We start from the raw sequence: 22,648 nt of genomic DNA, 5'->3' as shown, positions 1-22,648 counted from the left end.
TTACTCAGTATAACCCGAAAGCCCGGCTCAGATAAGCTCGATAAGTAAAAACCATTCCCAAAGTAACTTAGCAGACAACAATATAAGCGCCAGCCCCATGGCTCTGTCTACCCAATGGCTGTAACGCCAAACCCGTTTAAAAATAGCGGGCTGAGTTAGTAGCCAGGTTAAAAACAAAAACCAGGCGCCGGTTGCTATAACCAAATAAACCCCATAACCAAACTTAACTGAAAAAGGAGTTTCTGGTGCGATAATAGTCGTAAATAACGTCAGGAAAAACAGAGTTGCCTTAACGTTCAAACCGTTAGTGATAAAACCGACAATAAAAGCTTTGCGCTTTTTCGGCTTTATGGCCTCAAATTCGTCGCTGGACATTGTCGTTCGCGGCTTTGCTTTTATCGCTTGGGTACCAATAAACCCAAGATACAACGCCCCTACCACCAGCAAGGTCTGATACAACCAGGGAGTTTGGTGAATAATGAGTGCCACACCGACCAGCGAGTACGCAACGTGAATAATAATACCGGTAGCGATACCCAGCGCTACCCAGTAACCCGCTTTTCTGCCAAAGCTCAAGCTGTAGCGCGACACAACCGCAAAATCGGGGCCCGGACTTGCGACAGCAAACAAATGAATTAACGCAATAGTTAAAAACTCACTCCAGTACGACAACGTATTCCTTCCTTGTTTTCCAGTAACTTACCTGCGAGAATCAAAGTTACATTTTGTTAATTACAAATACCAAATAATTAATATGAAAAAAGCAAAGTTTCCTTCACTTAATGCACTTCGAGTCTTTGATGTTGCGGCCAGAAGCGGGTCTTTTAAGCAGGCTGCACAACAACTTGGAGTGACTCAGTCGGCCGTTACCCGTCAAATTCAAGCGCTTGAAGAGCAGCTCGACATGCGACTTTTCCAGCGTGATAACCGAGTACACTCATTAACACCGGTAGCGCTTGAGTTAGCCCCACAAATTGAACAAATATTTGATCAATTAGAGCGTGCTATAGAGCGTACCCGAAGTTTGAGTGATAACACAACAACTCAGCTGACCGTTGCTATAAGCTCTGAACGTTTCCGCTTTTGGTTAGCCGATAAGCTCGAGGACTTTCATGCCCTTTACCCGCATATACAATTAAACTTTACACGCTGTGCTGACTACTTTGCCGGTGAACATGCCGCTGACATGGTCTCTGCCGTACAACATCAAAGCTGGGATATTGCTATTGGTTATGGTCAGATAAACGACAAACACTTGCAAAGTCAGCGTTTATCGAAAAATGATCTTGTCCCGGTATCGGCTATTTCAACCAATGACACGCCATATCACCAAAGCTGGATAATTAACCCAGATAATCCGGAACATACCAAATTGGCCGAAGCAAACCAGTCCAAGCTCAAGAATCAACGTATTCTGCATTGCGATGACTTTTACATGTCCCTGGACTTAGCTCAAACAGAAAAAGCCGTGACCTTAGTCGATAGCAGCCTGTTAAACGCTCAACTATCTCATTTAACGCCTTTTCGAGAGTATGCACAGCCAATTAAGTCACCACTCTCGGTATTTTACAAAAAACGGAAGCGTCAGTCAGTCGCCCTTGTCGCTTTTATTAAATGGTTACAATTAATTAACCAATAACTCGTTTACATACATTCGTGAATGTATATAAAATAAAGGCACTTTTCATCAACCATTAAGAGAGCGACATGTTAAGACGTTTTTCGCTTCTAAGTGCCTTATTATTATCAAGTAGTTTAGCTTCATCCTCTGCACTGGCTAATGAAGTCAGCTTTACGGCTTCGTATTCAACCGACCAATTCCGTGGCGCTCGTGTGGCCTACCGTTTTACCGACATTCCTTTAGAAATGCCGGGCTTTTTGGGTTCGCCTAAGCTTTATGTGGATATGGGGTTAAACCATTGGCAGGACTCGAATGATACATCTGACAACATTACGGCGTTTACTATAAGCCCTGTTGCTTCCTGGCATATAGCCGGCTCAGAGCGGCCGCTTTATTTAGAAGCGGGTATTGGCGGCAGTTATTTCGATAAGACCAGTCTCGGTAACAGAAAGCTCTCAACCAAGTTTCAGTTTGAAGATCGTATTTCGCTGTCCTGGCAGTTCAGCAAAAACTCTGACGCTCGCATTGACTTTGGCTATACTCATTATTCTAATGCAGACATTAAGCGCCCTAACGACGGTCTCGATTTTTATTGGCTTAGTTGGGTTCATCCTTTTTAACTAAAAAAGGTTATTATGAGCAGCCATACTTCTTCACGAGACAGAGTTTATCAAGTATCCAGTAACAGAGAGAGCGCCTCTCATAAACTCCGTTATGTTGAAGGCTCTGCGCCGGCTTCCGGCGAGTGTCGGCTATGTGTCGGCTCGCTGGCACAAGCGGGTAAAAACGATGTACCTGTGACAGTACAAACCGCGTCTTCAGAAAATATTGCCCGGCTCGCCTTTTTTGAAAAGCAGCTTTATGGCAATGACGCCTACTCCAGCTTGTTTTTTTACCAAGCGCTACGACAGTGGCCTGGTAGCTTTTTAACCATAAAAAGTGACGAGAAAGTTGCCGGTTACAGCCTTATAGTGCCGCTCGATGGCAGCCGGGCAACCTTAATGTCTTTGCTTATAGGGAAGAGCTTCCAAGGTCAGGGGCTTGGCCGCATATTGTTGGAGCAGGCTATCAAGTCAGCGGCTGAAAGCAGTTGGAAAACACTTGAGCTCAGTGTGGCTCCGGACAATGCCGCTGCCATCAAATTATATAAACAAGCGGGTTTTTCAGTTATCGAAACCATTCAGGATTACTTAGGTCCGGGTGAAGATCGCCTAATTATGAGTCGTGCACTCTAACCGGATTTGGTGAGCTATGGCATCACTCGACTTATTTGCTGGCGAGAACCATGAGGTTACGCAGTTTAGTGAGCAAGCCTACCTACTCCATGGCCATGTCGCATCTCAGGCAGACACTATTTTAAGCCACCTCAGGGACGTTATTAAACAGTCACCACTAAGACAGTTTGTGACGCCCGGGGGCGGTAAAATGTCAGTACGCACCAGCAGCTGCGGCGACTTTGGCTGGATAACCGACAAAAAGGGCTATCGCTACACAGACACAGACCCGATAACTAAAAAGCCCTGGCCGCCTATGCCTGAAACGCTAAAAACACTTGCTGAACAGGCGGCTGCAAAGTGTGGATTTGAATCGTTTTCTCCCAATGCCTGCTTAATTAACGTTTACCACCCCGGCGCTGCTATGGGGCTTCATCAGGACAAAGACGAGTCCGACTTTTCACAGCCTATTGTATCTTTCTCGTTTGGCTTACCCGTTACTTTTCTCTGGGGAGGACTCAAACGTGGCGGCAGTCCACAAAAAGTGACGCTGCAACATGGTGACGTACTTGTCTGGGGCGGCCCCGATCGCCTTCGGTACCACGGCGTAAAAAAACTCGCTAACGGCCAGCATCCACTCACCGGCAATGTCCGCGTGAACTTAACCTTCAGAGTAAGGTAAGGGTCGGTAAATGCCTGACATTAAGCCCATGCTTTGGCGTCTATTAGCCTTTACCGGCAGTGTCTTACTGACTCTTGTCCTGTTTATTGGCATTGGGCTATTAATCGGCCTGTCGATAGCTAACCGTGAACTGGCAAAGGTTGGTATCGAGGACTGGTCGATAAGCATCGGTTCGCTGTCCAAAGAGCGAGTGGTCATTGAGCAGTTAAGTGTGACAATGAACGAGTTACCGTCATCCTCCACGTCGAACTCAGCTGCCTCACCGCTTACCATTAAAAAGCTACTAAACACGCCTGTACCAAGCTGGCTTCCTGAAAGGGTTATTCTTAACAAGGTCACACTGAAAGGCGAGCTTTTCAAGCAGTACTCCCCGCTTAAGGGAGAAGTAACATTAAACACAAAGCGCCCTAACCTCAGTTTAAACCTTTCTAATCCTGAAGCACTCGCTATTCATCTCTCTCGCGACGACTCAATTTTATCGGTCGATATAGAGCATAACCTTGGCCATTTCAACGCCAATTACGAGCTTATTAGCGGTGAATGGAACATTGAAGGTTCAGCAAAGGTTCCAACCGAGCAACTTGCTCAAGCATCTGAGTTTGTAAAAAACGAACGCATTGCTCTATTGCTTAATGCCCAAGGTTCACTCTCACCAGAAACTAAATTAATAGGTGCAGAGGGTCTCATTAACGCAACTTCCGGCAAATTCACCTTAAAATTACAGCAGCCTGTGAATGTCGCAGCGTCAGGCGTTACATCCGTCGCTGACGGAAATATGCGTTTCAACGTTAAAAACGGCGTTATTGAAAACTATGACTTAAGTCTCAGTGGCAACCTGACACAGTGGCCAGCTCTGCCTTTAGAAATAAGCACGGTAAAGTGGCAACTTACCAGCCAGGACTCTTTAGCGCTTGAACCATTAAGCTATCAACAAATACTGAATAAAACAGCCTGGCCGGTTCAGCTGAGTGCAACGGTTGACGGCAAAGGCGTCTCTGCCGCTAGGATAACTATGGCAGGTCACTTCGTTCAAAACGACGCTCAGTTTGTTCGGCTTGAACTTCCAAAAACTAACCTAAGTGCCGACAGAATTGTAGTACATAGTATTGCCGCCATAAGTCCACTCAAACTTAATACGTTGAGTGACTTAGCATTCAACGCTGATATAACGCTCGAGAGCGATAAGCTGATGATTAGCTCAAAGCACCCCTCTTCGTTTTTCGCCGAATCAGAATTTGCCAATGCTGACTTCTTAATTCCAACGTTCTTTGCAGAAATACCTTTTACCGCCCCCGAAACGGCAACAGCAAACCTGACAACGGAAGTTAATAATGTTGCGATAAAAGTAGCAGGCTTTCAGAGTTTAAAGCCTCAACTCTCGCATAATATCCATTACAAAAACGGCCGTGTTGACGCCGAAGGCACTATTGAATTAGCTCAGGGCGCGGCATTCAATCATAGCAGCACACTGACAGAAGATTTAAGATTGACCTCGAATATAGATATAAACATTCATGACTTAGCGCAAGCAGACTTACAGGCACAATTGTCACCGCTGATACAAGACACTCTCCCATTATTAACGCTAAACAAAGGCACCGCTACGGCGGGCTTTAGGCTGTCAGGCAATTTAGAAACAGGAAAATGGAGCATTGATGAAGGAGACGCAAACTTACAGTCCATCGATGCCATATATGACACAACGTCTGTGGCCAACGCTAATTTGAGCACTCAATTTAATACGACTCCAGAGCGTTTGAGTTTTCAACAGGCAAGCTTATCCGTCGGCAGTATTCAGCAAGGGTTTACTATTGGTCCGGTAGAAGCTGAGCTTGCCGGCGTCATTCCTTTCAAGAACCTGCGAAACAGTACAGTGCAGCTCAACAGTCATAGCATTAAAGCTCTGGGAGGCTCGGTTAGAATACCAGAACAAACTTATAAGTTTGTTAACGAAATACGTATTCCTATTGTCTTCGAGCGTATCAACCTCGGTGAACTCATGCGCCAGTATCCAAGTAACCGAATTGCGATAGACGGCGAAATTTCGGGAACCATCCCCCTCGTTTGGGACTCTCAACAACTAACAGTCGAAAAAGGCTATTTAAGTGCTGTCGCGCCTGGTGGGCATTTGCAGGTAGACTCTTCGGCGTTGCGCTCTACCGTTGGTTCAAACCCAAGTCTGAAAACACTCGCCAGCGTACTGGAGGACTTTTATTACCAAGAGCTGTCGAGTGTCGTTGGCTATGACAAGAACGGTGAGCTAACCTTAGAGTTACAGCTGAACGGATATAATCCAGCCGTTGAAAATGGTCGTAAGGTAAAATTAAACGTCACTTTAGAGGAAGACCTACCTGCGCTCATTAAAGGCATACAGCTCAGCAACAGTGTCAGCGACGTTATTCGTAAACGGATCCAGCAACGGGTCAATTAATCAGAGGACGATATGAAACAATTGCTTGTCATTACACTATCGGTGCTGCTCATGTCCGCCTGCACCCCAACCGTTCAGGTGGCGGCTCCGAAAGAGCCAATAACCATTAATCTGAACGTAAAAATTGAGCATGAAATTTACGTTAAAGTCGACAAAGCACTCGACGACGTTATTTCAGAGTCGAGCGGTTTATTTTAACTTTCAAAGGATTGTGACATGAAAAAACTAACAATTAGTGCGTTCGTCGCCCTACTCTCTATTTCAGGCATGAGCGTGCCAACAGCAAGTTACGCACAGGAAATAACCTTACAAGAAGCCATGGACGAACTGTCATCAGCCAAAGATAAAGGCTGGGTTGGCGAGCAACCTAATGGTTATTTAGGCGTTGTTAAGTCCTCTGCGCAAGCAAAGCAAATAGCAGAACAAATAAATGAAGCCAGACGTCAGGAATATGCCCGCATAGCAGAAGAAAACGACATTGCCGTTGCTGATGTTGAGCTACTGGCCGGCAAACGCGCCATTGAACGCACACAGCCAGGGCATTTTGTGAAGGTTGATGGTCAGTGGAAGAAGAAGCCTTAACAACGGTAGAACCTATAAAGTATAAGGAGTGCGTTGAAGAGGCGAGGAATTTTTTCCTCGCTTTTTACCTATTGAGCCCTACTATGCCAATACCCCGGCTTCCGCCTGTTATTCATAACCGCTATAACAAAGATGGAGTCACCTTTTACACTAAAGATGATGGAAAATGGGAACCTGTTGAGTACATAGCGCTTAAAACGAGAGTAAAAAGTAGGCCAAGCTTCTGGGTATTCAGATATGACTTTATAGGAGGCTTCCAACTCTGAGAAAAAGTCATCCCCTAGCCCTTTTGCATGGCTTTCATACCAATGATACGCGGCACCAACTTCGTGAGCTACATTAGGGTGAAAGGTAAGAGGCTTCAATTACTTGCCTTTTACTTGCTCTTTAATTTCGGACCATGAAACGCCTTTTACTGCCCCGCTATTAAGTTGAGACAGTCGCTCTTCGGCCAGTTCTGCCCAAGCGCCATCGACATTATCATCTTGAGCTGTATCTAAAGAAGAGATCAAACAATGAGCAAGCTTAGCTTTGTCGTTGCCGGACAAATGCTTAATGCTTTCAAGGATGTCTTTGATGTCCATAATGAAACGCCTTGTACCAATTAGATACAAAAGAGTTTAGCATCAAATTTATTTATTTTATACGGAATTGGTGCCCGGGGCCGGACTTGAACCGGCACGCTGTTACCAGCGAGGGATTTTAAATCCCTTGTGTCTACCAATTCCACCACCCGGGCACTACAAGAAGTGTTCTCGAATAATGGAGGCGGGTCCCGGAGTCGAACCGAGATCCACGGATTTGCAATCCGCTGCATAGCCATTCTGCCAACCCGCCAGAATTTGGAGCGGGAAACGAGATTCGAACTCGCGACCCCAACCTTGGCAAGGTTGTGCTCTACCAGCTGAGCTATTCCCGCACCGTCATCTGCCGAGGCATTCTACTGTTTAATCTTTTTCAGTCAATGACTTTTTATCAAATTTATGACTGTTTGCGCAAATTTACGGCAAAGCTGCTAATTTCTAGTCAATTCCTTGCTGGCGCCGCGCAAATATTCCCACATTGACCACACGGTCAAAACGAAAGCACCGTAGAATAAAACAATAGAAATCCAGAAAATATAGATATTCGCGTTCCAAATTAAACCTATAAGCGCGACCATTTGCGCAATAGTTTTCAGTTTACCCAAATTTGATACCGCAACTTTACCGCGGTTGCCACTTTGCGCCATCCACTCACGCAAGGCGCTAACAATAAGCTCCCGGCAAATCATGGTTAATGCCGGTATAGTAATGTACGCAGCATTAAAGTCCTCAACTATCACCACTAACGCCGCCACAACCATGGCTTTGTCCGCCACCGGGTCTAAAAACTCACCAAATTTAGTGAATTGATTAAAACGACGTGCAACAAAGCCATCTAAGGCATCGGTAATAGCGGCAAGCCAAAAAATAAAGGCCGCCCAAAAACGAGCGTCTTCAAAGGGCAAGTAAAACACCACCAGAAACACCGGAATCAGAAAAATCCGAAAGCTGGTCAAAATATTAGGGATATTCCACTTCATTATCCGCTGTTTCCTTATTTGGTTTTACTCATCCCGAAACGAGTAATAAATTTTTTCCGCCATGGCCTGGCTAATACCAGGTACGCTAGAAAGTTTACTAATACTAGCGTTTTTTACCTCTTGTAATCCACCCAGATTTTTCAAAAGCGTTTGTCGACGTTTAGCACCAATGCCTTCTATTTGCTCTAAAGTCGATGTTTTCTGCACTTTCGCGCGTTTCTGACGGTGTCCGGTTATTGCAAAACGGTGTGACTCGTCACGAATATGCTGAATTAAATGCAGCGCACTGGCGTCTTTACTTAACGGAATAGTCTCATGACTGCCCGCCATAATCAGCGTTTCAAGCCCCGGTTTACGGGACTCACCTTTTGCTACACCAATAAGCATCGGGGCATCACTGCCCCAGTCCTCGAAATACTTCTCAGCTTGTGACAGCTGCCCTTTACCACCGTCAATAAAGAGAATGTCGGGTATATTGCCCTGCTCTCTAGCCTTATCATAGCGCTTTGCCAATGCTTTAGACATAGCGGCGTAGTCATCCCCCGGAGTAATTCCGGTAATATTATAGCGTCGGTAATCGGACTTTTTCGGTCCGTTTTGATCAAACACCACGCAGGAAGCTACGGTCTGCTGCCCCATGGTATGGCTAATGTCAAAGCATTCCATACGTTGAATGGGTACACCAAAATCCAGCACCTGCTGTAACGCCGACGTACGACGGTTCATGGTGCTTTGTTGGTTCAGACGGCTCTCCAGCGCATTCACTGCGTTTTTTGCCGCTAATTGCTGATACTGTTTCCGTTCACCGCGAACATTGTTTTGCATTTTCACCGAACGATTGAGCGCCTGCCCCATGACTTGTGCCAGCACTTCATCGGGCTCTACTGTGTCCGGCAGTATAATTTCGCGGGGCGTTTTTCGGCCCGCATTATCTGATAAATAAAACTGCAGCAAGAAGGCACGCAAAACTTCCTCGTCACTGGTGTCCGCCGGTACTTTCGGGAAATAGCTGCGGCTGCCCTGTAAGTGGTTATCCCGTATAAACATCATTTGAATGGTAGTCATGCCATTACCACGAGCCATGCCAATAACATCAAGCTCCTGCTGCGCACCGGTAACCGAGTTGCGCTCCTGAGTCTTACGCAAAGACGCTATTTGGTCGCGAAACCGTGCCGCTTTTTCAAATTCCAGAGCCTCACTGGCTTGCTCCATTTTTGTCACCAGCTCATCAATAACTTGCTGATTTTTTCCATTGAGAAAATGTTTCGCCAACTGAACTTGTTCGTTGTATTCGTCATCGGTGCATTTACTAACGCAAGGCGCCAGACAGCGTTTGAGCTGATACTGCAAACAAGGTCTGGTACGAGCTCGGTAATAGGAGTCCTGGCACTGACGGATTGGAAACAGCTTCTGCATTAAATTAAGGCTCTCGCGCACCGCACTACCGTTTGGGAAGGGCCCAAAGTAGTCACCTTTCTCTCGGCGCGCACCTCGGTGAAAACCCAGTCGGGGGTGTTCGTGAGAGGTTAAAATAATATAAGGATAAGATTTATCGTCGCGTAGTAAAACGTTGTAGCGCGGTCGGTATTTTTTAATAAAGCTGTTTTCGAGAATCAGCGCGTCTGCTTCCGTGTCGGTCACAGTGACATCCATTGACGCTATTTGCTTAACCAAAACTTGAGTTTTGACGGCGTCAACTTTTTCTCGAAAGTAGCTGGAAACTCGCTTTTTGAGATCTTTCGCCTTTCCAACATAAATAACGTCGCCCGACTCATCATACATACGGTATACACCGGGTTGATGAGTCAGGTTCCGAAGAAAGTCTTTGTAATTAAAGGTTACTGAATTGCTATTTGTCATCTACCTTCAAACTGAATTAGGTCAACCAGACCCGATTGAATTGCCATATGTGACAATTGTACATCACCATCAATGCCAAGTTTAGAGAAAATGCGGTAGCGGAAGGTATTTATTGTTTTACTACTGATGCACAAATGTTTTGCAATTTCTCTAACCCGAATGCCGCGGCTTAGCATTTGTGCCACCTGCAACTCTCTATCTGAGAGAGCATCGACCATTCCCTGCTGCTTGCGACTGCGCGGGTTCCGCGCTAAGTATTCAGCAACCGGAGCGGCAACATAAATGCTTCCTGTTTTGAGGGTCTTTAGCGCTTGTACAAGCTCGTCACTATTAGAGGATTCCAGTAAATAGCCATCGACCTGACTAATACCGCACTGAAAGTTAAGAATATCTTGCTGGTTTCGGCCCCAGACAATTAACTGTAAGTCGACATGTCGCCTTTTAATGCGTCGCCAGTGCTCGACGGTTGCTACTCCAGAGAGTTGACTGCTCAAAATAACGAGTGCATCATCGTGTTTGTAACACGCTTGTCTCAGCGCATTCATTGAATTAACCACTTCAATTTGCGTATGAAAATGCTGTTGTATCACAGCCGCCATCCCTGCGCTGGTGATAGGGTTAGGTATCGCTAAAATAATACGGTTCATTAGCCATGTTCCTTATTGCGTATTGGTTATATTATTGTCCTTAAAGTTGATGAACTCGTACCCCTCTGCCCGAATTCGGGAGCGAATATTCAGTGGTTTTCATTAGCCTCGCAACTTGCTTTTACAAATCTTTACAATAACCAGCAATTTTGCAGTATTCGTACGTCGATGGTTTTATGCGCTACTCTTGCAGAGCACGTTTGGCGTGGGCTTTATCGTCTTGCTTGATCTAACATGTCCCACAAATAACAGGCTAAATAACTACGGTATGGGGTGGCTTTTTCAGGAATAATGTAAACGTCCTGATCTTTTAGTTGGCTGATGGCTTTTCGTAATGAGGAGTCCTGAATGGGGAAAAGATCTTCATGCGCAAAGTGAAACATGGCCAGTATCGATGCAGTCCAGGGACCAATACCTTTGAGCTTAGTCGCATCACTAACAAGCGCCTCTGATGTCATGCTTGCCCAATTTGCAATCCGCTCAGGCTCGGTTTTCTGGCAATGAGCAACGCTTTGAATTGCTGCCGCTTTTGTGCGACTCACCCCACAATTTAGTAAGCTATCGGTTGGAAGGTAGGCAATCGATTGTAGGTCTAACGACTTTGCAGCTTGTTCCGCACGCTCAATGATGGTTGCGGACGCTTTAAGCGACAGCATTTGTCGAATAATAATCCGTGGTAGCGCGTCAATGACCGGCGTATTTGAAGGTTTAAGAGGCGCACGCTCAGGCAATTGCAATAACACCAAGTCGAAACCCGGTTGAGTACCTATAAGGTGCTGCTTTATCGATTGTGCGGTTGTTTTCATAGTGGTGCGCCGTTTTACCCGGGAAATTACTTAAGCAAACACTGTAAAGGTCTGGCGGCTGATAGCCAATAGCTCATCGTTACCTGACCAAAGCCCTGCCCTACTATGACCATACCCGCTTTCAGCATGCTCGATAAAAGCTTCATACTGATACCAGTCATGAGTACTGAAGTTTTCTAACGGCTTATCAGGAAACTCGATGGTCCAGGTTAGCGACGATGCGGGTGCTGGCTGCTTTAAGTGCGGCAACACGGCCGGTGGCCAGGCATCCACTAACGCTAAAATAGCCGCTATGGTCAGTTCTTGCTGTTCATTTCTAAAACGCACCCAACCACCAAAGGTTCTCCCCGGTTGCCCGCTAAACGGCATACCTCCGGAGGTAATCCGATAATCGAAATTCTTAGCAAACTCAGGGACAATATCGATATCTGGCAAACCCGGGCCATCATTAATCGTCTTTAAATCTGGCGGTGTTTCACCACTGACAGATACTGAAGACTGACGCCCCTTACCTAAGCTTGCTAAACCAGCCAGCATCACTTCATTATTTTGGGTTAGCTCAACGGCAACCTGCAATACTGAAGAACCTTGACGGAGCACTCGATAATTTAACGTCGCATCTCCCGCTGCCGCCGGGGCAACAAAAGAAATAGCAAAACTACGCAGGTGGTAGTCTTTCGGAAATTGCTGCAATAAAAATTGTGCTGCTATTGCTGCACTAAAACCACCAAAAAATGCGCGCCCTTGCGCCCAGCCTTCAGGTAAGGTAATGGTTTGGTTGTTCTTGTCATTTTCAATTAACGCTAAAGTCTCGTGAAACTGCATATCGCTTCCCTGTTAAACAACTGTTTGAATTACTGATTAGGATACTATTTAAAAAGGGAATGACAAGAATGTAATGGCAGAAATGAAAAAGCCCAACTCAATGAGTCGGGCTTTTTCATCTAAATTTGGCGGAGAGGGAGGGATTCGAACCCCCGGTGGGTATGAACCCACGCCTGATTTCAAGTCAGGTGCATTCAACCGAGCTCTGCCACCTCTCCGAATTGTTGTTTTCAATGACTGTGTCGTTGAGAACGATGCGAATATTAAAGACCTAAATTACGCTTGTAAAGGAAAAATTTAAATAAAGGTATCGTTTGGGCGTTTATTAGACAAACTGTCTACTTTTTACTGGAAATTACTGCCCCAAGACCCCATTTATGCTGTAGTATTTAGGAAACTTTTTTAATAATAAAGCGTCTTAACAGACAGTAGTTCAACACGGAGAAATCTATGAACAATCGCAGTCAGGTATATGTCGGTCAGAATGAATCGGCTCTGGCCGTCAATAAAGTATTACGTAACACCTACACTTTACTAGCAATGACGTTGGCCTTTAGTGCCGTTGTTGCTGCTATTAGCAGTGCAATGAACTGGCCACACCCAGGGTTGATTTTAACCCTAGTTGGTTATTTTGGTCTGCTGTTTGGTGTTTATAAAACCAAAGACAGTGCTATGGGCTTGGTCTTCACCTTCGGGCTGACAGGCTTCCTGGGATACACCTTAGGTCCAATTATTAATATGGCCCTATCAATGCCAGGCGGCGGCGAAATGGTTGCTACTGCCCTCGGTGGTACCGCACTTACCTTTTTCGCTACCTCAGCTTATGTTCTGACGACTAAGAAAGACATGTCCAAGCTAGGTGGTTTAGTAACTGCCGGTATCATCATGGTTATTGTTGCCGCTATTGCTAACTTGTTCTTCCAAATGCCAGCTCTGCACTTAGCATTGTCAGCAATAATGATTCCATTGATGGCTATGCTGATTATGTGGCAAACCAGCGACATTATTAACGGTGGTGAGCGCAACTACATCTTAGCGACAGTCACTTTGTATGTGTCTATTTATAACCTGTTCGTCAATTTGCTAACATTACTAATGGCATTTGGTGGCGACGAGTAATCGTTATTTATAAGTAATGTAATGCGCCCCGCAATGCGGGGCGTTTTTGTATCTAAGCTATTAACATTGGAAAGACGTGGCTAAATTAACTCTTATTGTTCAAAGCTCGGCATCGAATCAAAAACGTTCAATTGATGCTCTAACCTTTGCTAAGAATGCTATTAAGCAAGGACATGAAATAACCTGCCTGTTTTTTTACCGACAAGCGGTTGATCATGCCGTTGCGCAAACACCTGCAGAAAATGAGACGCTGATTCAGCAATGGAGTGATTTTAAAAACCAATCTGGCACCCCCTTGGTGGTTTGCCATACCGTGGCTGAGCGCATTGGTATAGATGAGTTTCATCCTAGCTTTCAAGCTACAGGACTCACCGCCCTATCCAAAGCCATAGCCACCAGTGACCGGACATTACAATTTTAGTCCCATGAAAAAAATAGCCATAGTACAAAGCAGCAATAATCCAGATACAGCTACCGAGGCGCTCGATGTGGCCCTCGCACTGGCAAGCTTCGACACACCGGTACAACTTGTTCTTATTAATAGCGCCACTGATGTATTAGTGAAAGCACCGTCAAAGCGTTACGCTATGTTGGACTTATTAGATGCTGAGCCTATTGCTCTGTGTTCAAACTCAGACATAGACATTGATGCCCTTCCGGCAAATATTGAAGTTACCACTATAAAAATGGAACAACTGAAACAACACCTGAATCAGTTTGACGAGGTACTGCAGTTCTCATGAATACATTGCATTGGGTACGGGACAATTCACTGTCAGCATGGTTAGAAATGCATAGCCACCTGCTTGGGCAAGACGATGCTTTTTTAGTGTCAGAACAAGCCCTAAAAACACTTCCTGACAGCTCGCCAGTAGCGCAAACTATTTATGCTCGTAAAAGCGATATCGAGAGCTCAAAAGCGACCGAACCTAGTTACCTTGTGGTAAAATCGGACGCAGAATGGGTTGAACTGGTTCTCAGTTTTCAGCAGCAAATGACCTGGTAGTCCGCATGATTGAATTTAACGGTAAAACATACGAAACCGACAAGCACGAGTATTTAGCCAATATTGATGACTGGAATGAAGAGCTGGCCCTGCATATTGCGGAGCTTGAAAGTATTGATATGACACCGGCACACTGGGAAGTTGTCAATTTTGTACAAGACTTTTACCGAGAATTCGATACCAGTCCGGCTATGCGTGTTTTGGTTAAAGCCATGAAAAAACAGTTGGGAGAAGATAAAGGCAACAGTCGTTACCTTTACAAATTGTTCCCGAAAGGCCCGGCTAAGCAGGCCACACGAATTGCGGGCCTGCCGAAACCAGCTAAGTGCATTTAGGGTTAATCTTAGCCCTTAATAACTTCAAGACCACCCATATAAGGTCGCAAGGCTTCAGGCACAACTATTGAGCCGTCTTCCTGTTGGTAGTTCTCCAGTACCGCGACTAACGCCCGGCCTACTGCTAGCCCAGAGCCATTTAGCGTGTGCATAAGCTCTGGTTTTTTCGCACCTTTGCGGCGGAAACGAGCCTGCATACGACGTGCCTGAAAGTCCTGCATGTTTGAGCAAGAGCTGATTTCACGGTACGCCTGTTGCGCTGGTAACCATACCTCAAGATCATAGGTTTTAGCGGCGCCAAAGCCCATATCGCCAGTGCAAAGCAATACCTTACGATACGGCAGTTCCAGCTTTTGCAGCACAGTCTCAGCATGCCCGGTCAGTTGCTCTAGCGCGTCCATTGATTCTTCAGGTTTTACTAACCAAACTAGCTCGACTTTATCGAACTGATGCTGTCGAATAAGGCCTCGGGTGTCACGACCATGAGAGCCAGCTTCACTGCGGAAACAAGGCGTATGCGCCGTAAATTTAAGCGGCAGTTCGTCTTCGTCGGCTATTTCGTCACGGTATAGGTTCGTTAACGGTACTTCGGCCGTTGGAATCAATGACATTGGTATTTGGTCTTGTGACTCCCCTTCAATGTGGAATAAGTCTTTACCAAATTTAGGTAACTGCCCTGTTCCCAGCAAAGAATCCTGATTCACCATATAAGGCACGTAGGTTTCCAGGTAACCGTGTTCTTGTGTGTGTAAATCCAGCATGAACTGAGTCAGCGCACGATGCATTCGAGCAATGCCACCCCGCATGACAACAAAGCGCGCACCGGTTAATTTTGCTGCGGCTTCAAAGTCCATACCTTTAGCTAAGGCTTCGCCAAGATCAACGTGATCTTTTACTTCAAAGTCGAACGACTTAGGTTCGCCCCAGGTTAATACTTCCTGGTTTTCACTCTCGTCTTCACCTTGCGGCACTTCGTCTGCCGGCAGGTTAGGGACACCCATAATAATGTCGTTAAGCTCTTCCTGAATCGCTTTAAGTTCTTCTTTCGCGCTATCCAGCTGGTCACCCAAATCACTCACCGCATCCAGTAATGGCTGTATATCTTCACCCGCTGCTTTCGCTTTACCAATCGCTTTGGAGCGACTGTTACGTTCAGCCTGAAGTTGTTCAGTACGTACCTGTACCTCTTTACGTTGTTCTTCAAGCTTGCTGAGTTTAGCAACGTCTAAGTCGAAGCCTCTTTTAGCAAGTGCTTTTGCGGTATTGTCTAATTCCTCACGGAAGTATTTAGCGTCTAGCATGAGTGTCCTATTTAACCGTTGTTGAGTACAACATCATTGCTGCAACAACAGCAGCAATACAGATAATTACGTTTAAGCCGACGTGCAAAGCGGCTTTTAGCATTTCGCCCTGGCTGGCCAGCGTCACAACCTCAACCGAGAACGTTGAAAAGGTTGTAAATGCGCCTAAAACCCCAACACCAAGGAATAAGCGGGTTGTTTCTGACAGCGATTGTTGTTGTCCATACGCCAGTAACAGTCCCAATAAAAACGAGCCTAATATGTTAACGGTCAGCGTCGCAAAAGGGAATGCCCGCAGTCCAAATGATTGCATCGCAAGGCCAATAGCGTAACGTCCCGAGGCGCCAATGGCTCCGCCAGCAGCTACGCAGAAAAAATGCAGCAATAAGTTATTCATCGGGCTCCCTTTTCCAGTCTGACTTAGCATCCATATCTTGTAGCCAGCGCAGCTTTTCCTGCAACTTAATTTCTAAGCCGCGCGGCTCGGGCTGATAAAATTGCGTTTCAGCCAGTTCTGACGGTAAATAACGTTCACCGGGCACATAAGCATTTGGGTAGTTGTGCGCATATTGGTAATCAGCACCGTAGCCCTGCTCTTTATGCACTTTAGTGGGTGCATTGCGTAGGTGTTCCGGTACCGGCGCATCGCTGTGCTCTTTTGCCGCCCTGAGTGCCCCTTTAAACGCATTGTACACCGCATTACTCTTAGCAGCACAAGCACAATAAATAACGGCCTGAGCTATGGCTCTTTCACCCTCTGCCGGGCCTACTCGGTGATACGTATCCCAGGCATTTAACGCTAACTGCAGGGCTCTTGGGTCGGCATTACCAATATCTTCAGAGGCAATAGCCAGTAACCTACGTGCTATGACCAGAGCGTCGCCGCCGCCCGTTAATAGACGCGCGTACCAGTATAAGGCACCGTCTGGTGAAGAGCCTCGTACCGATTTATGAAACGCCGATAGAATATCGTAATAATGGTCACCCTGATGGTCGAATGCGGTTGCCTTTTCACCAATAGCGGCGGTAATTAGCTCAGGCGTAATAGGCTGACTGCTGCTTTCAACAAAGTCGGCCACTACTTCAAGGTAATTCAGCAACCGTCGAGCGTCACCACCGGCTAAATCCAGTAGCTTGGCCCGGGCTTCACCTTCTAACCTTAATCCACGCTGCCCCAGGCCTCGCTCTGTATCTTCCAGCGCTCGGTTTAAGGCCAGCTCAAGGTCTGCTTTTGAAAGCCCCTGCAAGCGATACACCCGCGCCCGTGAAAGCAGTGCGTTGTTTAATTCGAACCCGGGGTTTTCGGTAGTCGCCCCAACAAACACAATGGTGCCGTCTTCAATATGAGGTAAAAATGCGTCCTGCTGACTTTTATTAAAACGGTGCACCTCGTCGACAAACAAAATCGTTCGGCGTCCCTGCTGTTGGGCAACCTGCTTTGCTTCTTCAATGGCTTGTCTTATGTCTTTTACACCGGAGGTAACCGCACTGATACGACTGACAGTGGCATTGGCGGTAGTAGCAATGAGCTCAGCTAAGGTGGTTTTACCGGTGCCCGGTGGCCCCCAGAGAATCATTGAATGCAAATGACCTTGTTCAACCGCCACTCGCAGCGGCTTTCCGGGCGCTAATAAATGCTGTTGCCCGACATACTCTTCAATGGTTTGCGGGCGCATGCGCGCCGCGAGGGGTTTGAAATCAGGCTGAAAATCTAGATCAAGGCTGGCCACAACGATTAGCTTTGATCGTCCACATCGACACCAGCAGGCACTTTAAATGTGAATTGCTGGTCGTCAATTTGAGTATTTAATGCCACGTCGCTCAACATCAGTTCAGTACGCTCGCCATGCGCCTGTACCATAGTAATTTCTTTGAGCTTATTGCCGTCGAAAGCCAACTCTAACTGGCTGTTATCGCTGTTATGTTTAACAAGGTAGCGCTCATCAGTATAAGTTACCGAGTAGTTCTGCCACTGGTTGGTATTACTGTCTAATACTAACAATAGCGGACTGTTATCGACCATGTCCTGTTGCGCATAAATAGTGACCTGATCAACGAACGGGTTGTAATACCAAACCTTCTCTCCGTTTGCGACCATCACCGTTTCATCGGGGCGCATTGTGTGCCAATACAAGTTCGCTGGGCGCTTTAACGTCATAGTGCCACTTAAACTTTGCAGAACATTGCCCTGCTCGTCTTTCACTTGCTGTTCGAACTCTGCCGATAAACTTTGAGTTTGCTCTAACAGCTGCTGTAGCTCCTGTTTATCCGAATTGTTGTCGCTGGCAAATGCATTCATTGATACCGCCATAACGGCGGCGAACCATACTGCTTTCATGAATTAGTCCCTTGGTGGTTTAGGTGCCAGAACATCGCGCTGGCCGTTATTACCTGCACTACTTACGACACCGCTCATTTCCATTTGTTCGACAATGCGTGCAGCGCGGTTATAACCAATACGGAATTTTCGCTGAACACTCGACACCGACACTCGTTGCGTCTCTGTAACGAAGGCAACCGCTTCGTCATAAAGCGGGTCTGACTCGGCGTCATCCATTTCCTGTTGCTCGCCCGGCAATAACGCTTCTTCGCCTTGATCACCTGAGAGAACTTCTTCCAGATAATTAGGACGACCGCGCTTCTTCCAGTCTTTCACCACGGCATGCACTTCATGGTCATCAACAAAAGCGCCATGCACTCGTATTGGGGAGCCACTTCCTGGTGGTAAGTAAAGCATATCGCCCTGCCCTAATAACTGGTCAGCGCCGGGCTGGTCCAAAATAGTACGAGAGTCGACTTTTGACGACACCTGAAACGCAATACGCGTTGGAATATTCGCTTTGATTAAACCGGTAATAACGTCGACTGACGGACGCTGCGTTGCCAAAATAAGATGAATGCCTGCTGCACGTGCTTTTTGTGCTATACGGGCAATAAGCTCTTCGACTTTTTTACCGACAATCATCATCATGTCGGCAAATTCATCGATAACCACAACAATGTTAGGTAATTTCTCTAACACCGGGGGGAGCTCATCCATCGAATCGCCCGGTTTCCAAATAGGGTCCCGCAGCGGCTCCCCTGCTTCCTCTGCCGCTTTTACCTTAGCGTTATAGCCTTTCAGGTTACGTACCCCTAAAGCTGACATCAGCTTATAGCGGCGTTCCATTTCTCCGACGCACCAACGCAACGCATTGGCCGCATCTTTCATATCGGTAACCACTTCCGTCAATAAATGTGGAATGCCTTCATAAACTGACAGTTCAAGCATCTTGGGGTCTATCATAATCAGGCGAACGTCTTCCGGTGTGCTCTTGTAGAGCAAGCTCAGAATCATGACGTTCACACCCACCGATTTACCCGAACCGGTCGTACCCGCAACCAATAAGTGCGGCATTTTAGCCAGGTCGACAACCACAGACTTGCCGGCAATGTCTTTACCAAGAATCATTGTTAGTGGCGACTGACTATTACCGAATTGGTCACTATTGATAACTTCGCTCAGCTGCACAATTTCACGATGCTTATTCGGTAACTCCAGCCCCACGTATGACTTGCCGGGGATAACCTCAACCACGCGCACCGCAACAGCCGACAAGGTACGAGCAATGTCTTTAGCCAGGTTAGAAATTTTTGATACTTTAACGCCTGGTGCTAAGTCCAGCTCGAAACGAGTAATGACCGGCCCCGGCTGAACATGCGCTACGCGAACATCGACACCAAAGTCTTTTAACACGGTTTCTACCGTTCGCGATACTTGGTCAAGTTCGTCCTGCGTAATAGGGTTTTCTTTTTTATTGGGGCGGTCCAGCAACTCAATTGACGGCAAAGGTGGCAACACCTCGGGGTCAACATCGCTTTCTGCGACTTCTGGCTCGTCACTTTTATCGTCCTGCTTTGCGGATTTCGCCTGACGCTTGCGTTCGGCCGCCTCTTTGCTGAAGCGCGGTGCTTTTTCTTCTTCCACCGGCTCTTCTTCATCTACCGCGCTAATTGACGGCAAGCTTAATACAGGCTCTTGCTTATCTGCGCCGAATAAATCACTGGTTAACGATTTTGTTTCTTTGTCTTCGTTATCGGTTAAAGCTTCCGTAGAGTTCTCTTCTGGCTCACCTTCGTCATCGTTGCTGTCGCGTTTTTGCCAGGTCTGTTTAACTCTGTCGACCAACCACAATACGCCGACAATAGCCCACTCCCCCAACTTGTCTGCCACTTGCAGCCAACTGATTCCTGTAACCAGAGTGATACCGGTGAAAAAAAACGTGAGTAATAATAAGGTACTGCCGACAAAGTTCAGGTACGGCAAGAGTGATGCTGCAATCACGTCGCCAATAACTCCGCCGGCGGAGAAGTAATAAATGTCGTCAAAGTTAATGGAAGAAAGCGCAGAAGCGCCAATGAGCGCTAGTAACGCCCCAATCATCCGAAGGCTGACCGCCAAATAATCCATTTCCAGTAAGTGGTAGGTTTTGCGGAACAACAAATAGCCTAAGCCCGCAAACCCAAAAGGAATAAGGTATGCAACAAAACCGAATGCAAACAACAGGACATCAGACACCCAGGCGCCAACCGCACCACCGGCGTTATGAATACTGCCCTCATAGCCTGTCTGCGACCAGCTAGGATCAGCCGGATTAAAGCTGACTAAGGACAAGAAAATAAAAATAGCTAAAGCCCCGCTAACAAGCAGTCCGGCTTCTAGAACTCTCTGTACACCTGTCATTATTCTGTTGTAGCGCCTTCGTTAGTTATTGTTTTTAATAATTGCATGATTGTAGCGAATGTCAGCCCTAATGTTACCCCTTTACTAATACTTTATTTTCTTGTTTGACCTCTTCCATAACAACATAAGTACGAGACTCATCAACGCCAGGCATCATTAATAGGGTTTCACCAAGCAGCTTTCGGTAAGCCCGCATATCGGGCACGCGAGCTTTAATCAAAAAGTCGAAGTCTCCGGCAACCAAGTGGCACTCAAGAATCTCGCCAGTTTTACGTGCGGCTTCACTAAATTCAGCAAAGGCATCGGCCGATGTTCGTGTCAGTGTAATTTCAACGAACACCATTAAATTAGCCCCTAATTTAGCAGGGTTTATTTTGGCATGATAGCTTTCAATGACTTGCTCACGTTCCAGCTTCCGAACCCGCTCTAAACAAGCGGTTTGACTCAGTCCAACTCGCTTAGCTAACTCGACATTAGACATGCGGCCATCGTCTTGCAGCAGGCGTAAGATCTTCCTGTCTATTTTATCAACAGTGATTTCTATGGGAATTTCCGCATTAAACATAATAAATCTCTGAAAAAGTAATTATTAATAGAATATCACACTAAAAAATAACTTAAAAAAAGTAACTCATGCACTTAGGTTTGCGTCTATAATTTGCGCCAAATTATTTCACCGAAAACCGTTAACTAAGTAAGAGGCAGACAATGCTAATTGGTGTACCAAAAGAGATTAAAAACCACGAATATCGCATCGGATTAACCCCTGCTGCAGTTCGCGAATATGTTGAAAATGGCCACGACGTTATTGTTGAAAATAATGGCGGCGCCGCTATTGGTTTTACAAACGAACAATACACAGAAGCGGGCGCAAGCATTGTCGATACGCCTGAAGAGATTTTTGAACGCGCTGACATGATTGTTAAGGTCAAAGAACCTCAGCCAAACGAGTGCAAAATGCTGCGCGAAGGCCAAATTCTTTATACCTTCTTACACTTGGCACCTGACCCAACTCAAACCGAGTTATTGGGTAAAGCCGGTTGTACCGCTATTGCTTATGAAACAGTTACCGACAACCGCAACGGGTTACCGCTGTTAGCACCAATGAGTGAAGTTGCTGGCCGTATGTCAATTCAGGCAGGTGCACACTACTTAGAAAAAGCTCACGGCGGCAGCGGTACTTTATTAGGTGGCGTACCAGGCGTTGCTCCGGGCAAAGTCTTAATTATTGGTGGCGGTGTTGTTGGTACTAACGCAGCGAAAATGGCGATTGGCCTTGGCGCAGAAGTCACTATTTTAGACCGTTCACTGCCTCGTTTACGTGAGCTGGACGATATTTTCGCTGGACGCGTACAAACGGTTTATTCAACCGTTGATGCTATCGACAAATACTCGCGCGAAGCAGATTTAGTTGTTGGCGCGGTACTGATTCCAGGCGCAGCTGCTCCGAAACTTCTGACTCGTGAAAACATTAAAAACATGAAGCCAGGCTCTGTCTTGGTTGACGTAGCTATCGACCAAGGCGGTTGTTTTGAAACGTCAAAAGCGACGACTCACCAAGACCCAGTTTATGTCATTGATGATGTGGTTCACTACTGTGTTGCAAACATGCCGGGCGGCGTGGCTCGTACCTCAACTATCGCGCTGAATAATGCAACCCTGCCTTATGGTATTGCGCTGGCCAACAAAGGCGTGAAAGCAATGCTGGAAAACGACCACTTGTTGAAAGGTCTGAACATGCACAAAGGTAAAATCACCTACAAAGCTATTCACGATGATTTAGGTGAACAGTTAGGTCTGGACTACCAAGACCCACGTGAAGCGTTGCAAGGTTAATACCCCTTAGCGACTAGAAGCTTTTGAAAAGCCTCGGTGAATGCGTTCACTGGGGCTTTTTTATTTTTGACTTGTTCCACACGCTTGCAAACCCTA

At 46.4% G+C, this 22,648-nt stretch carries 26 protein-coding genes and 4 tRNA genes; 13 read left to right on the top strand and 17 right to left on the bottom strand.

The window, feature by feature from the left end; genetic code table 11:
* Window positions 1-27: 27 nt before the first annotated feature.
* Window positions 28-672: a LysE family translocator gene (locus tag BLT32_RS05970; protein ID WP_053953613.1), complete on the bottom strand. Its 645-nt coding sequence runs from the start codon at window positions 670-672 to the stop codon at window positions 28-30.
* Between the two features lie 82 nt (window positions 673-754).
* Between BLT32_RS05970 and BLT32_RS05965 the strand changes: the two genes are divergently transcribed.
* The 7 genes from BLT32_RS05965 (at window position 755) to BLT32_RS05935 (ending at window position 6,530) form a co-directional block, all read left to right on the top strand.
* Window positions 755-1,639, top strand: a complete 885-nt coding sequence (locus BLT32_RS05965; protein WP_235443979.1) for a LysR family transcriptional regulator — start codon at window positions 755-757, stop codon at window positions 1,637-1,639.
* 68 nt (window positions 1,640-1,707) lie between these two features.
* Window positions 1,708-2,241 (top strand): acyloxyacyl hydrolase, encoded by a 534-nt coding sequence (locus BLT32_RS05960; protein ID WP_053953611.1) that lies wholly within the window; start codon window positions 1,708-1,710, stop codon window positions 2,239-2,241.
* 15 nt (window positions 2,242-2,256) lie between these two features.
* Window positions 2,257-2,856 (top strand): GNAT family N-acetyltransferase, encoded by a 600-nt coding sequence (locus BLT32_RS05955; protein ID WP_053953610.1) that lies wholly within the window; start codon window positions 2,257-2,259, stop codon window positions 2,854-2,856.
* 16 nt (window positions 2,857-2,872) lie between these two features.
* Window positions 2,873-3,517: a DNA oxidative demethylase AlkB gene (gene alkB / locus BLT32_RS05950; protein WP_053953609.1), complete on the top strand. Its 645-nt coding sequence runs from the start codon at window positions 2,873-2,875 to the stop codon at window positions 3,515-3,517.
* Between the two features lie 10 nt (window positions 3,518-3,527).
* The gene (locus BLT32_RS05945; protein WP_053953608.1) at window positions 3,528-5,948 is read left to right on the top strand and encodes an intermembrane phospholipid transport YdbH family protein; all 2,421 of its coding nucleotides are present in this window, start codon (window positions 3,528-3,530) and stop codon (window positions 5,946-5,948) included.
* 12 nt (window positions 5,949-5,960) lie between these two features.
* Window positions 5,961-6,146 carry a YnbE family lipoprotein gene (locus BLT32_RS05940; RefSeq protein WP_053953607.1) on the top strand — a complete coding sequence of 62 codons (186 nt, stop codon included), beginning with the start codon at window positions 5,961-5,963 and terminating at the stop codon, window positions 6,144-6,146.
* 18 nt (window positions 6,147-6,164) lie between these two features.
* Window positions 6,165-6,530, top strand: a complete 366-nt coding sequence (locus BLT32_RS05935; RefSeq protein WP_053953606.1) for a YdbL family probable chaperone protein — start codon at window positions 6,165-6,167, stop codon at window positions 6,528-6,530.
* A gap of 365 nt (window positions 6,531-6,895) precedes the next feature.
* Here BLT32_RS05935 and BLT32_RS05925 read toward each other — a convergent pair whose 3' ends face one another.
* The 10 genes from BLT32_RS05925 to BLT32_RS05880 form a co-directional block, all read right to left on the bottom strand.
* Complete coding sequence (locus BLT32_RS05925; RefSeq protein ID WP_053953604.1) at window positions 6,896-7,114, bottom strand: addiction module protein; 219 nt, start codon at window positions 7,112-7,114, stop codon at window positions 6,896-6,898.
* 68 nt (window positions 7,115-7,182) lie between these two features.
* Window positions 7,183-7,269, bottom strand: a tRNA-Leu gene (locus BLT32_RS05920).
* Between the two features lie 24 nt (window positions 7,270-7,293).
* Window positions 7,294-7,367, bottom strand: a tRNA-Cys gene (locus tag BLT32_RS05915).
* 6 nt (window positions 7,368-7,373) lie between these two features.
* Window positions 7,374-7,449: transfer RNA gene (locus BLT32_RS05910), tRNA-Gly, on the bottom strand.
* A gap of 96 nt (window positions 7,450-7,545) precedes the next feature.
* Window positions 7,546-8,094, bottom strand: a complete 549-nt coding sequence (gene pgsA / locus BLT32_RS05905) for a CDP-diacylglycerol--glycerol-3-phosphate 3-phosphatidyltransferase (protein ID WP_053953603.1) — start codon at window positions 8,092-8,094, stop codon at window positions 7,546-7,548.
* 24 nt (window positions 8,095-8,118) lie between these two features.
* Window positions 8,119-9,954: an excinuclease ABC subunit UvrC gene (gene uvrC, locus BLT32_RS05900; RefSeq protein WP_053953602.1), complete on the bottom strand. Its 1,836-nt coding sequence runs from the start codon at window positions 9,952-9,954 to the stop codon at window positions 8,119-8,121.
* A complete protein-coding gene (locus BLT32_RS05895; RefSeq protein WP_053953601.1) occupies window positions 9,951-10,601 on the bottom strand; it encodes a LuxR C-terminal-related transcriptional regulator in 651 nt (216 codons plus the stop codon). The genes uvrC and BLT32_RS05895 overlap by 4 nt, the downstream gene beginning before the upstream one ends.
* Window positions 10,602-10,813: 212 nt before the next feature.
* Window positions 10,814-11,407: a DNA-3-methyladenine glycosylase family protein gene (locus BLT32_RS05890; RefSeq protein ID WP_053953600.1), complete on the bottom strand. Its 594-nt coding sequence runs from the start codon at window positions 11,405-11,407 to the stop codon at window positions 10,814-10,816.
* Between the two features lie 30 nt (window positions 11,408-11,437).
* The gene (locus BLT32_RS05885) at window positions 11,438-12,232 is read right to left on the bottom strand and encodes a thioesterase family protein (protein WP_053953599.1); all 795 of its coding nucleotides are present in this window, start codon (window positions 12,230-12,232) and stop codon (window positions 11,438-11,440) included.
* Between the two features lie 126 nt (window positions 12,233-12,358).
* Window positions 12,359-12,450, bottom strand: a tRNA-Ser gene (locus tag BLT32_RS05880).
* Window positions 12,451-12,682: 232 nt separating this feature from the next.
* Here BLT32_RS05880 and BLT32_RS05875 point away from each other — a divergent pair.
* The 5 genes from BLT32_RS05875 (at window position 12,683) to BLT32_RS05855 (ending at window position 14,692) form a co-directional block, all read left to right on the top strand.
* Complete coding sequence (locus tag BLT32_RS05875; protein WP_053953598.1) at window positions 12,683-13,351, top strand: Bax inhibitor-1/YccA family protein; 669 nt, start codon at window positions 12,683-12,685, stop codon at window positions 13,349-13,351.
* Between the two features lie 76 nt (window positions 13,352-13,427).
* The gene (gene tusD / locus BLT32_RS05870) at window positions 13,428-13,772 is read left to right on the top strand and encodes a sulfurtransferase complex subunit TusD (RefSeq protein ID WP_053953597.1); all 345 of its coding nucleotides are present in this window, start codon (window positions 13,428-13,430) and stop codon (window positions 13,770-13,772) included.
* A 4-nt stretch (window positions 13,773-13,776) separates the two neighbouring features.
* Window positions 13,777-14,094: a DsrE family protein gene (locus BLT32_RS05865; protein WP_053953596.1), complete on the top strand. Its 318-nt coding sequence runs from the start codon at window positions 13,777-13,779 to the stop codon at window positions 14,092-14,094.
* Window positions 14,091-14,357, top strand: coding sequence for a hypothetical protein (locus tag BLT32_RS05860; RefSeq protein ID WP_053953595.1), 267 nt, complete (start codon window positions 14,091-14,093; stop codon window positions 14,355-14,357). Before BLT32_RS05865 ends, BLT32_RS05860 begins: the two co-directional genes overlap by 4 nt.
* Window positions 14,358-14,362: 5 nt before the next feature.
* Entirely contained in the window at window positions 14,363-14,692 is a 330-nt protein-coding gene (locus tag BLT32_RS05855) for a TusE/DsrC/DsvC family sulfur relay protein (RefSeq protein ID WP_053953594.1), read from the top strand.
* 8 nt (window positions 14,693-14,700) lie between these two features.
* Here the strand turns inward: BLT32_RS05855 and serS are convergent, their stop codons facing one another.
* The 6 genes from serS to lrp all read right to left on the bottom strand — a co-directional run bounded on the left by serS (window position 14,701) and on the right by lrp (window position 21,281).
* A complete protein-coding gene (gene serS, locus BLT32_RS05850; RefSeq protein WP_053953593.1) occupies window positions 14,701-15,993 on the bottom strand; it encodes a serine--tRNA ligase in 1,293 nt (430 codons plus the stop codon).
* Between the two features lie 7 nt (window positions 15,994-16,000).
* The gene (crcB, locus tag BLT32_RS05845; RefSeq protein ID WP_053953592.1) at window positions 16,001-16,390 is read right to left on the bottom strand and encodes a fluoride efflux transporter CrcB; all 390 of its coding nucleotides are present in this window, start codon (window positions 16,388-16,390) and stop codon (window positions 16,001-16,003) included.
* Complete coding sequence (locus BLT32_RS05840) at window positions 16,383-17,669, bottom strand: replication-associated recombination protein A (RefSeq protein ID WP_280512948.1); 1,287 nt, start codon at window positions 17,667-17,669, stop codon at window positions 16,383-16,385. Before BLT32_RS05840 ends, crcB begins: the two co-directional genes overlap by 8 nt.
* Before the next feature lie 59 nt (window positions 17,670-17,728).
* Entirely contained in the window at window positions 17,729-18,331 is a 603-nt protein-coding gene (gene lolA, locus BLT32_RS05835; RefSeq protein WP_053953590.1) for an outer membrane lipoprotein periplasmic chaperone LolA, read from the bottom strand.
* A 3-nt stretch (window positions 18,332-18,334) separates the two neighbouring features.
* Entirely contained in the window at window positions 18,335-20,716 is a 2,382-nt protein-coding gene (locus tag BLT32_RS05830) for a DNA translocase FtsK (protein ID WP_053953589.1), read from the bottom strand.
* Window positions 20,717-20,789: 73 nt separating this feature from the next.
* Window positions 20,790-21,281, bottom strand: a complete 492-nt coding sequence (gene lrp, locus BLT32_RS05825; protein ID WP_053953588.1) for a leucine-responsive transcriptional regulator Lrp — start codon at window positions 21,279-21,281, stop codon at window positions 20,790-20,792.
* Window positions 21,282-21,424: 143 nt separating this feature from the next.
* Here lrp and ald point away from each other — a divergent pair, with 143 nt between their 5' ends.
* Window positions 21,425-22,552, top strand: a complete 1,128-nt coding sequence (gene ald / locus BLT32_RS05820; RefSeq protein WP_053953587.1) for an alanine dehydrogenase — start codon at window positions 21,425-21,427, stop codon at window positions 22,550-22,552.
* Window positions 22,553-22,648 lie beyond the last annotated feature (96 nt).

It is taken from the genome of Idiomarina zobellii, assembly GCF_900100855.1.
GTDB lineage: Bacteria > Pseudomonadota > Gammaproteobacteria > Enterobacterales > Alteromonadaceae > Idiomarina > Idiomarina zobellii.
The sequence above is the reverse complement of the archived record's forward strand: the minus strand, read 5'-3'. Positions and strand labels throughout refer to the sequence as shown.